The sequence below is a fragment of the Pseudomonas sp. TWI923 genome (assembly GCF_039673365.1).
GTDB lineage: Bacteria > Pseudomonadota > Gammaproteobacteria > Pseudomonadales > Pseudomonadaceae > Aquipseudomonas > Aquipseudomonas sichuanensis.
This window is the reverse complement of sequence record NZ_JBDJLM010000023.1, coordinates 54,327-67,351: the sequence shown is the minus strand read 5'-3', so window position 1 is coordinate 67,351 and position 13,025 is coordinate 54,327. Positions and strand designations below refer to the sequence as shown.

General features: G+C 66.9%; 10 protein-coding genes. 1 reads left to right on the top strand and 9 read right to left on the bottom strand.

The features are described 5' to 3' along the window. Positions 1–242 precede the first annotated feature (242 nt). Positions 243–1,400, bottom strand: coding sequence for a cationic peptide resistance protein CprA (gene cprA / locus ABE459_RS12020; protein ID WP_346648034.1), 1,158 nt, complete (start codon positions 1,398–1,400; stop codon positions 243–245). A 597-nt stretch (positions 1,401–1,997) separates the two neighbouring features. Here cprA and ABE459_RS12015 point away from each other — a divergent pair. Continuing rightward, a complete protein-coding gene (locus ABE459_RS12015) occupies positions 1,998–2,969 on the top strand; it encodes a DUF4434 domain-containing protein (RefSeq protein ID WP_323831120.1) in 972 nt (323 codons plus the stop codon). A gap of 1 nt (position 2,970) precedes the next feature. On the opposite strand, the gene ABE459_RS12010 is transcribed toward ABE459_RS12015, so the two are convergent. From ABE459_RS12010 to ABE459_RS11975, 8 genes are read right to left on the bottom strand one after another with little or no spacing between them, the layout of a single operon-like run. Beyond that, positions 2,971–4,098: an acyl-CoA dehydrogenase family protein gene (locus ABE459_RS12010; protein ID WP_125464095.1), complete on the bottom strand. Its 1,128-nt coding sequence runs from the start codon at positions 4,096–4,098 to the stop codon at positions 2,971–2,973. A gap of 6 nt (positions 4,099–4,104) precedes the next feature. After that, on the bottom strand, positions 4,105–4,764 hold the full coding sequence (locus ABE459_RS12005; RefSeq protein WP_323831109.1) for an alginate O-acetyltransferase AlgF: 660 nt from the start codon (positions 4,762–4,764) through the stop codon (positions 4,105–4,107). Beyond that, positions 4,761–6,233 (bottom strand): AMP-binding protein, encoded by a 1,473-nt coding sequence (locus tag ABE459_RS12000; protein WP_323831108.1) that lies wholly within the window; start codon positions 6,231–6,233, stop codon positions 4,761–4,763. The genes ABE459_RS12005 and ABE459_RS12000 overlap by 4 nt, the downstream gene beginning before the upstream one ends. A 33-nt stretch (positions 6,234–6,266) precedes the next feature. Next, complete coding sequence (locus tag ABE459_RS11995; RefSeq protein WP_125464092.1) at positions 6,267–6,500, bottom strand: acyl carrier protein; 234 nt, start codon at positions 6,498–6,500, stop codon at positions 6,267–6,269. 18 nt (positions 6,501–6,518) lie between these two features. Beyond that, positions 6,519–8,093 (bottom strand): MBOAT family O-acyltransferase, encoded by a 1,575-nt coding sequence (locus tag ABE459_RS11990; protein WP_125464091.1) that lies wholly within the window; start codon positions 8,091–8,093, stop codon positions 6,519–6,521. Further along, entirely contained in the window at positions 8,083–9,210 is a 1,128-nt protein-coding gene (locus ABE459_RS11985) for a hypothetical protein (protein ID WP_323831107.1), read from the bottom strand. Before ABE459_RS11985 ends, ABE459_RS11990 begins: the two co-directional genes overlap by 11 nt. Positions 9,211–9,213: 3 nt before the next feature. Then, positions 9,214–10,209 (bottom strand): twin-arginine translocation pathway signal, encoded by a 996-nt coding sequence (locus ABE459_RS11980; RefSeq protein WP_323831106.1) that lies wholly within the window; start codon positions 10,207–10,209, stop codon positions 9,214–9,216. An 11-nt stretch (positions 10,210–10,220) separates the two neighbouring features. After that, positions 10,221–12,977 carry a hypothetical protein gene (locus tag ABE459_RS11975; RefSeq protein WP_258704199.1) on the bottom strand — a complete coding sequence of 919 codons (2,757 nt, stop codon included), beginning with the start codon at positions 12,975–12,977 and terminating at the stop codon, positions 10,221–10,223. Positions 12,978–13,025 lie beyond the last annotated feature (48 nt).

Here is a 13,025-nt window from a genome sequence, read left to right as displayed (position 1 = left end):
AAGCAGCTCTTTCGGGACCTTCGGTAACTCTCGAAGCGGTTTCTTTCTGGTTGGCATACATGCACCTCTTACTCATGGTATGCCCGAACACAAAATTTCTGACACCCTCGCTCGATCTCATAGGCGCTGCAAAAACACCGCCAGGCACCTGGCAGCCTTCCCCCAACCCAACCCCATAAAAAAGCCCGGAGCAGGTTCAACCCTGGCCCGGGCAAGCGCGTGTGACGGAGCAGAATGACGGGTTACTTGAAATCCGCCTGCATCTGGGTGGCAATGCTCACCCCATTGGACGACCTGACGCACACGTCCAGGTAATCAGTGAAACGCGGCGGCACAGCGATGCCTTCTTCCAGCAACCGGCTGTTATCGAACAGGTAGTTCAGATCAGCGAAACCGCTGTACAAGCGCAGCGCGCGCAGCACCAGGCGCGGGTTGGCCGGGCCGATACGCGTGGCGAAGCTGCCAGCCAGGGACTTGAGGTCATCCACATCGACCTTGCGATAACGCTCGCCAACCGGCTCGGCACCGTTGGCCTGGGCAAATGCCTGGTCGATCTCGGCGAAGGTGCAGGCCGAGCTGTGGCCGGCGGAGATGTGGTACAGGTCGTGGTTGAGCTGGGGCTTGCGTGCCAGGCCGATCAGCGCCTCGGCGCAGTAGTCGACCGGGACCACGTCGATCTGCTCGTCGAGCCCGCAGGTGAAACTCTCCAGCGCAAAGCCCATGCGGAACACCCAGAAGATGCTGCCCGACGCCTGGCAACCCAGGCTGCTGTGGCCGACCACGATGGACGGGCGCGCCACCACCAGCGGCAGGCCTGGCAGTTCTTCGCGCATGCGCCGTTCGATCTCGGCCTTCGAGGCGGTGTAGTCCACCAGTTGCTGCTCGGCCTCGGGGAACTCCCACGACTCGCTGATCGGCGACTCGCGCTGCGGGCCGCAGCTCATCGCCGTGCCTACATGCAGGAAACGCTTCAGACGCGCGGAGCGGCTGAACACGTCGGCGAAGGCGTAGGTGCCCTCGACATTGACCGGCCAGATGGTCGGGTTCTTCGAGAACGAGGCCACGGCGGCGCAGTTGATCACCCGGTCGAACTGCATCAGGCGCGGGGTTTGCCCGGCCAGCCAGGAGGTGTCGAGCAAGTCGCCACAAAGGATCTGCGATTCTTCCAGGGCCAGGCAGTCGGCCTGGCTGACGCCATGCTGGCGCAGGTTGGCGCGCAGGCGTTCGAGGCCTTGCGCGGGTGTGTCACCGCGTACCAGGAAGGCGAGGGTGGGGCCCTGGCCATCGGCAATCAGTTGGGCGGCGACCGACCCACCGAGGAAACCCGTGGCGCCGGTCAACAGGATGTGCTCGCCCGAATCGGCGGCGGTGAAGACTTCACCGTGGTTAAGTGCGTTCATGGTTTACCTCGGGGGATAGAGTGACGCGCATTTGAAGTGATGCAATGTCAACGTAATGTGAATACGGTGTAGGTAATAAGTTGGTGCGCCAGCTTGGCAGGGTGTTCAGTCAACTTTAAAAGCGAGTCTGAATAACCGTCTAATAAAGGTGGGCACCGCCGGAAGGCTTGCAGGGCATGGCGTGCAGCGCGCTGATGGCTATTGTCCATGCTGAGGTTTGACTTTTCAATCACGCAGGTGGAAGAGGTGGGCGTGTTTGTGTGAAACAAATTTAATAAGTGTGAAAGACAGTAAGGCCTCATGAATGAGTATGTAATTTTGTTTAAGTTTGAAAAGCTTCAGGTTTCGTTCAGGTAGTTAATATATATACGTGCTAATGCAGCGACCCTTGGTATTGGCAGCTGGGCGAATTCGACGATCGCTGACAGGCGTGGAGTACAAATGTGCTCTGTACGAGATGGCAGCACACCGTAGATGTTCGATCACGGAAAAATACAAGCGCACAGACGTCTTGACCCGCATCACAGCGCCAGCCATCGGTGACGTTTTAAGGTAGGCTGCTGCGTTCCTGCACCATGTCACGAAAAGGACCTCACCATTTCCGCTCCCACCCTCAGCCGCCGCAGCCTGCTATGCCTGCTGGCCACCGCGCCCATCCTCGCCAGCCTGCCGGGCTGCACACGCTCCAGCGGCCTGCAGGGCAGCTTCCTGCAGCTGTGGAAGAGCCACGCTGACCTCAACCCGCAGCAATGGCGCCAGCGCCTGGCGGCCATGGCCGACATGGGCTGCCGCACGGTGACGCTGCAATGGGTCGGGCTGATCGGCGGGCAATCGCCGTGGATGATCCCTGAGGACATGCTGCGCAACGTCTTCGACATCGCCCATGACGAGGGCATGCAGGTACAAGTCGGGCTGCCGTTCGACAATGCCTGGTGGCAGGCGCTGTCGGCAGACGCGCAGGGGCAGGCGCAGTTCTTCGCCAAGGCCCTGGGCGAGGCGCAGGCCTACATGGCGGCTGCGCCCTGGCCGCAGCACCGCGCCTTTGCCGGCTGGTACATCCCCTACGAGCTGGAGCAGTACCACTGGGCCAGCGCCGACAGCCAGCAGCGCCTGGCCGGCTGGTTGGCGGCGATGTCTGCCAGCACCCGGCAGCACAGCGACGGCATCCCGTCGATTTCCACCTACCACAGCGTGCTGCCCACCGAGGGTACGCTGCTGCAGCTATGGCGCACACTGCTCGACACCACCGCGCTGCGGCCAGTGGTGCAGGATGGCGTCGGTGTGGCCGGCTGGGCCAACCTGCAGGCCATCGAGCCACTGCTGCTGGAGCTGCGCCGGCGCAAGGTGCCATTCGATGTGGTCGTGGAGTTGTTCGAGCAGTTACCGTCGGAAAAGAACGACGGCACCGACTTCAAGGCCCGCTCGGCGGATTACGCCCGGGTACAGCGGCAGTTGGAGTGGGCCCGCACCACGGGCGCCGAGCAGGTCGTGGCGTTTGCCCTCGACCCGTGGGCGCTGGGGGATGACCCGCGCGCCCGCAGGCTGCGTGAGGATTGGCTGCGCGGTTGAATCAGAGGCTGCGCCCGATGATCTCGCGCATGATCTCGCTGGTGCCGCCGAAGATCCGCAGCGCCCGGGCATCGGCCCAGGCACGGCCGATGCCGTACTCGCTGCTGTAGCCATAACCACCGTGCAGTTGCAGCAGCTGGTCGAGGATCTGCCCCTGGATTTCGCTGGCATTGAGCTTGGCCATGGCCGCCACCACTGGGTCCAGGCTGCCCTCGATCAGCTGCCGTGCGCAGTCGTCAAGGAACACCCGCAACATGGTCAGCCGCGAACGGGCATCGGCGAGGATGAAGCGGTTGTGCTGGTGGTCGCTGACCCGCTTGCCGAATACCTTGCGTTCGCGGGTATAGGCCAGGGTCTGCTCGAGCATGCCCTCGGCATGGGCGGCGGCGCGCAGGGCGATGGCCAGGCGCTCGCGAGCAAGCTCACGGCCCAGGTATTCGAAGCCTGCGTTTTCCTCGCCCAGCAGGCAGTCGGCGGGTACGCGCAGCTCGTCGAAGAACAGCTCGCAGGTGTCCTGGGCGTGCTGGCCGATCTTGGCCATGGCCGGCCCCTTGCTCAGGCCAGCCAGGCCCGCTTCGACACAGAACAGCGACAGGCCGCGGGCGCCCAGGTCGGGCTCGGTGCTGGCGACCACGATGATCAGGCCGGCGTTGACGCCGTTGGTGATGAAGGTCTTCTGGCCATTGAGCACATAGTGCTCGCCGTCACGCCGGGCACGACAGCGTATGGCCTTGAGGTCGCTGCCGGCGCCGGGTTCGGTCATGGCGATGGCGCCGATCAGTTCGCCGGCGGCCATGGCCGGCAACCAGCGGTCTTTCTGCGCCGGGGTGCCGAGGTTGTACAGGTAGGGCGCGACCATGTCGGAATGGATCGAAAAACCGATACCCAGGCAGTTGGCCCGGGCCAGCTCCTCGATCACCACCACGGCATGGCCGAAGTCGCCACCGGCGCCATAGGGGTCGGGCAGCGCCGGGCACAGCAGGCCTTGGGCACCGGCGTCGCGCCAGAGCGCGGTGGGCGTTATGCCCTCACGTTCCCAGTCGGCGTAGTGGGGCAGTATGCGTTCCTCGACAAACCGCCGGACCTGGTCGCGAAACAGCAGGTGATCGTCACGAAAGAGTGGGCGCATGGCGGTTTACCGGGTGTAGGGGGCGGTGCTGCTGAGCTCGCCGCGCAGCACCGGTTGTTCGGCGCTGCCGGTGAGGAACAGTGCGTAGTGATCGCCCGGTTGCAGCTGCGGCAAGGGCAGTGGCTTGGCCTGGGCCGCGCCGCAGCCGGCGGTCAAGGTGGCGCTCACCGGGTTGATCGCCCGCGCCTGGCTGGTCTGCGGGGCCACGTTGGCGAACAGGGTCGGGCCGGCCTGTACCTGCAACTGGCCGGCAGGGCAGGCGCTGGCCAGGTTGTAGAAACGCAACTCAGCCTTCAGGGCATCGTCGCTGGCGGCGCTGTCGTCCAGCACCTGCAGCTTGCCATCTTGCAGCACCAGGCTCTGGTAGCTGTCGGCGGCCACGCTGAGGGTGCCGGCGCTCTTGCCGGCAATCAGCACGGTGAACGGCTCGCCCCCTTTGACCACGTTGTAGCTGCTGGCCAGCTGGCCGGCCGCCAACTGCTGCGCCGGGTTATGCCCGACTTGCACCTGCGCGCCGCCCGCCGCTGGCTGCAGCACGCGAACGAACGCCGAGCCAGCCGGTGGACGCGGCGCATACAACTGCGCCAGCTTGCCCTCGGCCTGGGCGACGGTGGGCAGTGCGCTGCACAGCAGCAGGGTGCCTGTGAGCAGGGCGAGGGCTTTCATACAGTCTCCTTGGGGCGTTTTACCCGGGCTTGCTGGTACAGCTCGGCCAGGCGCTTGCGGTCGACCTTGTCGGACAGGGTGCCGGGGAAGCGGCCGCAGGCCAGCAGTTCGGACGGGATCATATAGGACGGCAGGCTGCCTGCCAGCCGCTGTTTCCAGTCGGCCAGGGCCTCGGGCAACGGGCCCAGGGTGGCCGCCGGCAGGTGCCCGGGGGTTTCGATGAAACCAACCATGCGCACCAACGCACCGTCGGGGCGGCGCAGGGCAATGGTGGCGGCGCTGTCGACCCCAGGCAGGCTGGCCAGCCCGGCGTCCACTTCACCCAGCTCGATGCGGTAGCCATTGAGCTTGATCTGGTCGTCGCGCCGACCATGGAAGAACACCCGGCCTTGCGCGTCGATCTCGGCCAGGTCGCCGCTGCGGTAGGCGCGCTTGCCGTTGTGCTGGAACAGCACCGCCTCGCTCAGGTCCGGGCGATTGAGGTAGCCACGCATCACGTGGTCACCGGCAATGCACAGCTCGCCGTCGTCGAGGAACAGCTCGGCATAGGGCTTGGCCCGGCCGATGGACAGCGGCTGGCCAGTGTTTTCCAGCGGCGGCAGGATTTCGATCCAGGTGGTCGAACAGGTGGCTTCGGTCGGCCCGTAGGAGTTGATGATCCGCGCCTCGGGGAAGCGCTCCCACAGCTGGTTGGCCAGGGTCGGGGTCAGCGACTCGGCACCGAACACGAACACCTGCAAGGCGGGCAGGTGGCGGGCGTCGAAGGCGTCGTTGAGCAACTGCTGACGGACGAAAGACGGCGTCGAGGCCCATACCTGTACCTGGCTGTCGGCCAGGTAGTCGACAAAACCCTCGGGGTCGCCGATCACCTCGCGCGGGCACAGCACGCACTGGCCACCCAGGGCCAACGCCCCGCACAGGTCGAACAGCGAGAAGTCGAAGCTGAACAGCATCTGGTTCATGAACCGCGGTCGTTCGCCCAGGGCCAGACAGTCGCGGATCCAGCCGGCGAACAGCGCCAGGCTGTCGCGGCCGATCTGCACGCCTTTCGGGTCGCCGGTGCTGCCGGAGGTGAACATAACGTAGGCCAGGCCCGCCTCGGCCAGCGCTGTGGCGCAGGCAACGCCAACGCGGAACTGGTCCTGTTCTGCGTCGTAGCAATACCCGGCGCCCACCAGCTCGATGATGCGCTGCAGGCGTTGCGGCGGGTTGATGCTGTCCAGCGGCACATAGGTCACGCCCAGGCGCAGGCAGCCGAGCATGGCCACGACGAATTCGATCTGCTTGTGGCCGCTGAGTACCAGCGCGGTACCGGGCAGTACGCCCTGCGCGCGGGCACGCAGGGTCCAGGCCTCGACGGCCAGCTGCAGGCTGGCCCAGTCCATTACCCGATGGGCGTCGCGCAGGGCAGGGGCGTCGGCGCCCTGGTGGCAGTCGGCGAACTCATAGCGGTCGAAATCGAAGTGCATCCGGCACTCTCCAGGGCAGTGGCCTGTGCAGGCTCAGCGGTTGTTCTGAACGAAGGCGGCGAGGGCGTCGAGCGACTCCAGGTGCTCGTCGATCTCGGTGGCCGGCACTTTGACGCCGAACGCATTCTTCACCGCCATGACGATGTCCACCGCGGTCATCGAATCGACCAGGCCGGACTCGATCAGCAGGTCATCGTGGGCCACCGGGGTGCCGACCACGTTTTCGATGATTTCGGCCAGTTGTTGCTTGAGGGCTTGTTCGCTCATGTCAATCACTCCATGGATTCAGAATTGGAAGTACAGGAAGCGTGCTTCCTTGTGCAGGTTCATCAGGCACAGCGCCAGCAGCAGCGCCATGATCAGCAGCCATTTGAGGGTCGGGGCCCAGCGCAGCGCGGCCGGGCCGTCGAGCTGCGCGCGGGCCAGCGACGGCGAGAAGCCGCCCATGATCTGTTGCGAATTGGGCAGGAACCAGGCCACGGCCAGCACTGCCAGTACGTGCAGCGTCTCCAGGTGGCGGCCCACCAGCAGGCGCCAGGCGTCACCCCAGGCGATACCGGCCGGGTACAGTACCTCGGGCAGGCTGCCCAGGCCACGCAGGCCGAACATGCCCTCGATCAGCAACACCGCATCATGGGTGGACTCGGCGCGGAAGAAGGCCTGGGCAACGATCACCGCCGCGAAGGTCAGCAGCACGTAGCCCGCCACTTTCAGCGGGTGCTGCGTGGCCTTGCTGTTGCGCCCGACCACGAAGATGCGCCAGGCATGGTTGATCGACAGGTAGGCAGCATGCAGCAGGCCGAAGATCAAGAATTGCAGGCCGGCGCCGTGCCAGATGCCGGCCAGGCCCATGGTGAAGGTGGTCGGCAGGATGATCGCCGCGGCGAAGCCGCCCGGCGTTGCCGCGCCCTGGGTGCCGACCGGCAGCCCGCGCTTGCCGCGCCATTCCGACACCGCCATGGCCACCGGGTAATACAGGTAGGCGGTCAGGTAGCGGGTCAGGGTCATGTGCCAGCGGGCCCAGAAATCGATGATGTTGCTGGCCTTGTACGGCGAGTTGAAGTTCAGCGGGAAGCGAATGCCGAACATCTTGGCCAGGCCCAGGGCCATGTCCGAATAGCCGGAGAAGTCGAAGTACAGCTGCAGTGCGTAGGCGATGCCGGTGCCCCACGCCGCCCAGAACCCGAGGCTGCCAGGGTCGGCGAAGCCGGCGTCGGCATAGGGGGCGATCGGGTCGGCCAGCAGCACTTTCTTGGCCAGGCCGATGACGAACAGCATGCCGCCAACGCTCAGGTTCTCGGCGCGGAACCGGTAGTTATCCGGCTGGGCGAACTGCGGCATCATTTCCTTGTGGTGCAGGATCGGCCCGGCGATCAGGTGCGGGAAGAAGGTCACGAACAGCACATAGCTGAGCAGGCTGCGTTCCTTGACGATGCCGGCGCGGCAGTCGAGCAGGAAGCCGATCTGGGTGAAGGTGAAGAACGAAATGCCCAGGGGCAGGATGATGTCGTCCAGGCGGGTGCCGGCCAGGCCCCAGTCCTGGGCGAAGTTCACCAGGGTGACGAAGTACTTGTAGTGGAATAGCAGCGCGATGTCGGCGCCGACCCCGGCCGTGGTGATCAGCAGTTGCAGGCGCGAGCGCCCGGCCGTGCCGAGGATGGCCAGGCTGACCAGGTAGTTGAAGGCGATCGAGCCGATCAGCAGCAGCACGAACTGCGGGTTCCACCAGCCGTAGAACACGATCGAGGTCACGCACAGCCACAGCGCGGCGCCGCGCAGGCTGCGGGCGGCGATCAGGTAGTGGGCGGCCAGGGTCAGCGGCAGGAACAGCAGCAGGAACAGATAGGAGTTAAAGAGCATGGTCGGCCTGCGGTTCAGGTAGCGTTGCCAGCACGGCGCGCTCGTCGGCGGTCAATGGCAGCGACAGGGCGCTTTCGGAGAATTCCCAGATCACCAGCTTGAGGCTGGCCGGCCAGCGCTCGCGCTTGCCCAGCGCGGCCAGCAGCGCACCGCTGAACTGGCCGCCGTCCAGGCTCTGGTTCCACACCTGCTGGCCAAGGTTGCGGCCCAGGCGTTCGGCAAAGGCGCTGCGCCGGCCGTTGGAACTGCCCGCCAGCAGCACCTGCACCGGCGGGGTGTCGTCGAGAAGGCCGCCACTGCGCTGCACCTGGATCTGCTGCGGGTGTTCGTCTTCCACGGCCGGGCGCCAGGCGCTGGCGGCGTGTTCGAGGCCGGCCAGCACGATCAGGTCGCCCATGCGCGGTTGCGCCGCGCCAACCTGGGAGCTGGTGAACAGTTGGTCGCGCTTGCCATCGAGCAGCGCCAGGGCGCTGGCGGCCACGGCATCGGCGGCGCGCTGGGCGCCGTCGGCATTGAGGTGCACATCGGTGCGGAAGAACTGCGGCGGGGTTTGCGCGTCGTGGGCCAAGGCCGCACCGAGGTCGGCATAGGGCACGCCCTGGCTGGCCAGGCTGGCTTGCCACTGGCCCAGGCGCGCCTGCAGTTGCGGCGACTGTTGCAGGCCGCAGAGGGCCTGGCTTTCGATCCGGGATTTGTCCGGCACGGCCACCAACAGCACCTGCAGGCCCTGGCTGCGTAGTTGCCCGACCCAGTGCTGCATCAGCCGCAGGCGCGCTTCATAGGCGCCTTTTACGCCGGCCTGGGCGCGCAGGCCGTCGCGGTAGAACAGCCAGCCCGGGCAACCCTGTACCACTTGGTCGCCCAGGTCGCCGAGCAGGCGATAGCGCACCGCCGCGCTCAGGGTGTCGGCGTTCTTCTGCAGTTCGGGTTGCAACGCATCGCCCAGGGCCTTGCCGGCCTCGCCGTCGAGCCAGGCCGCCGGCTGCAGTTGCGCGGCATCGAGCTTGCTGTTGAACAGCAGCCACAGGCCACAGGCCTGGGCCAGCAGCAACAGGCCGATCACCGCGGCGGTGTAGCCACGGTGCGAAGGGGTGACGGGGCTCGCCTGTTCAGCCATGGTTCACTTTCCGGCAGCGGCGCGCAGGCGCTGGCGCCAGTTATCGGCGCTCATGATCGAGGCGTTGTCCCACAGCCCGCTGGCCTGGGGGCCCTGGGCGTAGGTGGGCTCGAACATCTGCCACACCAGCACTTGCGGCGGGTTGCGCTTGAAGTCGGCCGACTCCAGGTACTCCAGCAGCATGATCCACTGGCCGACGTTGCCGGGCTTCCAGTTCACCGACACCGGGCGGTCGATGCTGTTGGACAGTTTTTGCGGGAAGCCGAAGTACGGCTGCACCATGCTGTGGCCGGTCACGTGCAGCGGCGCCGGGGCGTCGTCGAGCAGGCCGTTGGCTGCGGCCTGACGGCGCACGGTGAAGGTTTCGCGGCCGGTCTGCTTGCGCTGCTCGGGGGTGAGGAAGCGCTCGGCCAGGTCGCCGTAGCGGCGCTCCTTGAACTCGCTGCCCAACTGCATGCCGCTGCCGGCGGTGCCCTTGAGCGCCGGCACATCGCGGCGGGCCTGCTCGGCGGTGGCTTGCGCCGTGGCGTCGGCGGCGGCCTGGGTCCAGTGCTGGTCGGTGCGGTAGAACACGTCCTTGCCGGCGTCCTTGAGCTGGCGCAGCACGGCCTCGTCGTCGATGGCGCTGATGCCGGCCTTGCGCAGGCTGGCCAGGATGGTCTGGTAGCGCTGCTGCACGGCAGGGCTCAGGGCTTTGCCGGCGGGCAGCTTGTCCTGGTAGAAGCGGGTCTTGTCGGGCAGCACCAGCACCTGCAACTGCACGCCGCGGGCGGCCAGGGCCTGCTGGGCGTCCTTGATCAGCGCGGTGGAGGCTTCGATGCCGCGGCTGTCGACCTCGGTGAGGCTGCCCCAGCCAGGGAACAGCCAGCCGTCGTTGCCACGCAGCACGATCGACGAGTCATCGGCCTGGGCGGCGGGCACGGCAAAGCCGATGCTGGCGGCCAGCAGGCTGGCGGCGAGGCCTTTGAAAGAGCGGGTGAGCACAGAAGACGGCAGCATGGCGGGGGTCCTCAATACGACAGTGTCAGGTTCATGAACAGGCCCTCGGCCCGGTCGGAGGCACCGCCGCCGATGGCGAAGCGGTATTGGGCCGTCCAGTCCAGGTACGAGCGGGGCGTATGGTAATGGTCTTCGCGGAAGTAGTAGCGCAGGGCGACGCCAGGGCCGGCGGCCATGGACCAGGAGCCCTGGTCGCGGGTCAGGGAGAAACTCTGGCCCTCCAGCTGCGCCGCCATGATCTCGTTGCTGCCCGTGGCACCGTGTAGCCCGGTGGCCTGGTCTTTCTGCCAGATCCAGTCGGCGGCCCCGACGACATGGGGGAACAGCACGACATCTGGCAGCAGCTTGTAGCTGCGGCCCAGGCGGATTTCGTTGCTGAGGAACAGCTGCTCGCGCTTCAGGCGGCCGTCGGCCTGGGCCTGTGCTTCGGTACGAGAGCCCCGGGTATCGACGTCATAGACCGTCCACTTGGCCGGGTTGTCCTCCAGCGAATAACCCAGTTGCGAATAGGCATCCACGGTCCACCAGCTACTCTCGTCGAAACGCAGTTCGGTGCCGCGGTAGAAGCCATAGGTGGCGTAGGTGAGCCAGCCACCGGCGCTGTCCTTGAGTTTGTAGCGCAGCAGCGCGCCGTTCATGCCGGAGGCCTGGCTGGCTGTCTGGAAATCGCAGCGATCGGTGTTCTTGCCCGGGTTGGCGGTGCCTTCGCGGGTGGCGCTGCCCAGCAGGAAGCGCCGCTCGATGCCGAAGGTGAAGCCGGTGTCGGACAGGGTGTAGCGCACGCCCAGGGCACCGATGGTGCTGGGGAAACCGGTCACCGACTGCGAATCGCTGACTCCACCGGCATCCAGAGCCTGCTTGGTGCAGGGATCGACCGCGCCGCTGGAGCGGAACTTGCCACCTTCATCCCACAGGGTATTGCTTATCCGCCCATAGACCTCCAGCACGCCGTTCTGGTCATTGAACTGGCTAGGCCGCCAGTACAGTTCGGCGGTGCTGAAGATCGAGTCGCCGGCCGAACTTTGCCCGGCGTTGGCGATGGTGGTGCTCGGGCGCGCGCCGCGGTAGCTGGCGGTCACGGTGGCACCCCATTCGCGGTCATAGGCGGTGATGGCGCTGCGGGTGTTGTGGCGCTGCTGTTCATCCAGCTGCAGGGTGCCGGCATCGTCCATGTCGATGGCGTGCTTGAGCTGGCGAACGGCGGCCGGTTTTTCACCCATGGCCGACAGCGCATAGGCCTCGTCGAGCACCACGGTCTTCGGCGCCTTGCCGGTGTCGCGGGCGGCGCGGAAGTCCTCACGGGCGCGGGCGGGCTGGGCCGTGCGCATGCGCAGGTAGCCGCGCTGCATCAGCAGCTCGGCGTCGCTTGGGGTACGGGCGATGGCGTCGCTCAGGCGCTGCTCGGCTTCGGCGGCCTGCTGCGGGTTGCCGGCGGCCAGGGCAGTGGTGAGCAGGCGCTGGAACTCGAGGTTGTCCGGGTCCTGTTCGACGGCCTTGCGCGCCTGGGCGATCGCTTCCTGGTAATCCTGGCGGGCGTAGGCGGCATAGGCCTCGGAGGCCGGGCCGGCGGCGCCGCCGGCATCGGCGGGCAGCAGTTCGCACTGGGTGCCGTAGGGGGTGTCCTGGCACGACTGGCGCGGCGCCGGGTAGGTGCTCAGGTTCAGCGCGGTGGCCGGGGTGCGAGCATCGGCCAGGGCCTGCTGGCGTTTGCCCACGGCCTCGTCAGTGGCGTCCATGGGCGCCAGCAGGGCCGTGGCGCGGGCCTTGTCACCGCCGGCCAGGGCCGCGTCGATGGCGATCAGGCGCACGTTGCGCAGTTGCTCTTCGTCAAGCCAGTCCTGGGCCAGGGCGCTGTCGAAGTCGCTGCCGGCCGCCTGGGCGTTGCCCTGGTACTGGCGCAGGTAGCCGCGCATCACCAGCATTACGGTGCTTTCGTCATCGGCTTCGAGCGCTTGGTTGGCGGCCTGCTCGGCGGCGGCGGGCTGGTTGTCCAGCAGCAGCACGGTCACCAGCAGCAGGCGGTGGCTGGCGATGTCCGGCGCCAGGCGCACGGCTTCGCGGGCCAGCGGCACGGCATCGCCGGGGCGGTTGGCGATCAGCGCCTGATAGGCCTGCTCGGCCGGGCGCACGGCCATGCGTCGGTTCAGGGTCTGGCGGCGGGCTTCCAGGTCGCTGGTGTTGGGGGCGCCCAGGCTGATCGCGGTGCCGGCGGCGGTGGCGGCCTCGGCCCAGCGTTGCTGCGCTTCCAGGCTGTCGAGCCAGAGCAGGGCCCAGGCACCTTGGCTTGGGTCGGTGCGGAACGCCCGCTCGCCATCGCGCTCGGCGGCGGCCATGTCGCCGGCGTTGTAGGCCGCGTAGGCCTTGGTCGCCAGCGGGAAGCCACGCTGGTAAGCCGCCGAAGGGGCCGGGCCGCTGGCGGCCGGGGCATTTTGTTGCAGGTTGGTCACTGCCGCCTGCAGGCCGGGGTCGCGCACGCCGCGCTTGAGCGCGCTTTGCGCCGCCTGGCGGGCTTCGTTACGGCGGCCGAGCTTCTGCAGGGTGTAGACCTTGAGCAGGTTCAGCCGGGCCACGTCGGGGCGCAGCTTGAGGGCAGCATCCACCTGTTGCAGGGCATCGCGGTAGCGCCCCGACTGGTAGCTACGGTAGGCCTGGTCGGCCTGTTCCCAGGCCACGCCTTCAAGCGGCACCTCGGCGGCCAGGGCGGTGGGCAGGTTGGCGCAGGCAAGCCAGGCACCGAACAACAGGATGGCGGGGCGAGCAGGGGTCATGTCAGTGCGGCAGCCTGGGTCTTGTTCGCCGCCGTAGCGGGCTTGGTT

Coding starts and splice junctions, on each gene's coding strand:
- ABE459_RS11995 (WP_125464092.1), bottom strand. CDS start 6,500: ATGAGCGAACAAGCCCTCAAGCAACAACTGGCCGAAATCATCGAAAAC.
- ABE459_RS11990 (WP_125464091.1), bottom strand. CDS start 8,093: ATGCTCTTTAACTCCTATCTGTTCCTGCTGCTGTTCCTGCCGCTGACC.
- cprA (WP_346648034.1), bottom strand. CDS start 1,400: ATGAACGCACTTAACCACGGTGAAGTCTTCACCGCCGCCGATTCGGGC.
- ABE459_RS11975 (WP_258704199.1), bottom strand. CDS start 12,977: ATGACCCCTGCTCGCCCCGCCATCCTGTTGTTCGGTGCCTGGCTTGCC.
- ABE459_RS12010 (WP_125464095.1), bottom strand. CDS start 4,098: ATGCGCCCACTCTTTCGTGACGATCACCTGCTGTTTCGCGACCAGGTC.
- ABE459_RS11985 (WP_323831107.1), bottom strand. CDS start 9,210: ATGGCTGAACAGGCGAGCCCCGTCACCCCTTCGCACCGTGGCTACACC.
- ABE459_RS12005 (WP_323831109.1), bottom strand. CDS start 4,764: ATGAAAGCCCTCGCCCTGCTCACAGGCACCCTGCTGCTGTGCAGCGCA.
- ABE459_RS11980 (WP_323831106.1), bottom strand. CDS start 10,209: ATGCTGCCGTCTTCTGTGCTCACCCGCTCTTTCAAAGGCCTCGCCGCC.
- ABE459_RS12000 (WP_323831108.1), bottom strand. CDS start 6,233: ATGCACTTCGATTTCGACCGCTATGAGTTCGCCGACTGCCACCAGGGC.